Source organism: Pseudoalteromonas sp. SG41-5 (genome assembly GCF_014164495.1).
In the GTDB taxonomy this organism is placed as follows: Bacteria; Pseudomonadota; Gammaproteobacteria; order Enterobacterales; family Alteromonadaceae; genus Pseudoalteromonas; species Pseudoalteromonas rhizosphaerae.
Genome location: NZ_JACJFH010000223.1, coordinates 1 through 1,387 on the forward strand (window position 1 = coordinate 1; position 1,387 = coordinate 1,387).

Annotated in this window: 2 protein-coding genes and 1 pseudogene; all 3 read right to left on the minus strand. The window is 39.7% G+C overall.

Annotation, left to right across the window (positions count from 1 at the left end; genetic code table 11):
* Positions 1-182 (minus strand): annotated as a pseudogene (locus H5232_RS23170) (DUF2931 domain-containing protein); the annotation flags it as partial.
* Between the two features lie 182 nt (positions 183-364).
* Positions 365-877, minus strand: coding sequence for a DUF2931 family protein (locus tag H5232_RS23175; protein WP_182831641.1), 513 nt, complete (start codon positions 875-877; stop codon positions 365-367).
* An 87-nt stretch (positions 878-964) separates the two neighbouring features.
* Positions 965-1,387: DUF2931 family protein (locus H5232_RS23180; RefSeq protein ID WP_259400191.1), on the minus strand; the 423-nt coding region annotated here is incomplete at its 5' end.

Here is a 1,387-nt window from a genome sequence, read left to right on the forward strand (position 1 = left end):
CAAGACATAGTTCCTGCGGGTACATCCCACTGGTCATCAAACTTAATTAAAGTCACGAATATATCATTACCTTCATCCGTTGAACCCGATACAACCATATAATCTATTTCACCTGTTGTTGCACAACCGCCTAGTAATACAGCTAACAGACTAATAAGAAGTAATTTTATGAGGTTGTCCATAATCTATATCCATTTATTAGTTGTGATTGCCATTGTGTGCTGAGCTCTGCTTGCGCAGGCTGATTATAACAAAGCGCGAGCTGTGGTTTTTAGTGGTGAATTCAGCGTCTTCTTCAGGGCCATGAGCTACGGGCTGCCTCTGCGAATACTTTATAGAACATAAGCTTAGGGTCGTGGCTTTACTACTTATTCTCACGCCATTGAGCTTGCCCAGAGCCAAGCTCGTGTAGAACACGTCCAGTAAACCCGGCTGATGGTGTATTTGAAATCCAAACCTTTATCTCACCTGATTCACCCATACCAACTATTAAATATGGGTAAATATCAGTTTCTACTTCGCCTGTATGGTAACTAAATCGAGGTAATTTACTGGCTAATTTATAACCATTTTTATCTATTGCCACTTCACCAAAGTAAGTTCTATTTTCTGACTTATCTAACCATTCAACGGCGACTTTTTCTGGGAATTTTTGATCGTAAACGCCACTTGTTTTACCGGCACTTTGCCAGCAACAACCAAGGCTCCCCATAGGAATACCCCAACTATTATCAAAAGTAATTGATTGCACCCAAATTTCATTACCCTTTTGTGTCGCACCGCCTGCAACCATGTAATCAATTTTACCTGTAGACGAACATCCTACAGCGAATAATATTAAAGCGAGTGTGATAAGTAATTTTATGAGCTTGTCCATAATCTATATCCATTTATTAGTTGTGATTGCCATTGCTCACTCTTTTCATCTTGTTCTGGCTGATTGTAAAAAGGCGTTTAAAACTGGTCATTTATTCTCACGCCACTGTGCTTGCCCTGAGGCTAGTTCGTGTAATACACGGCCTGTAAATCCCGCTGAACGGGTATTAGATAACCAAACTTTGATTTCACCTGACTCACCCATACCGACTATTAAATATGGTTTTACATCTTTAAAAACCTTACCTGTATGCGCTGTGTATGAAGGTAAATTTTTAGCTAATTTATAACCATTTTTATTTATTGCCACTTCACCAAAGTAAATTCTATTTTCTGACTTATCTAACCATTCAACCGCGACTTTTTCTGGGAATTTTTGATCGTATACACCACTTGTTTTACCGGCACTTTGCCAGCAACAACCAAGGCTCCCCATAGGAATACCCCAACTATTATCAAAAGTGATTGATTGCACCCAGATTTCATTACCCTTTTGTGTCGCACCGCCTGC

Excerpts from the sequence above, each read along its gene's own strand:
- H5232_RS23175 (WP_182831641.1), bottom strand. The coding sequence starts at position 877 with ATGGACAAGCTCATAAAATTACTTATCACACTCGCTTTAATATTATTC.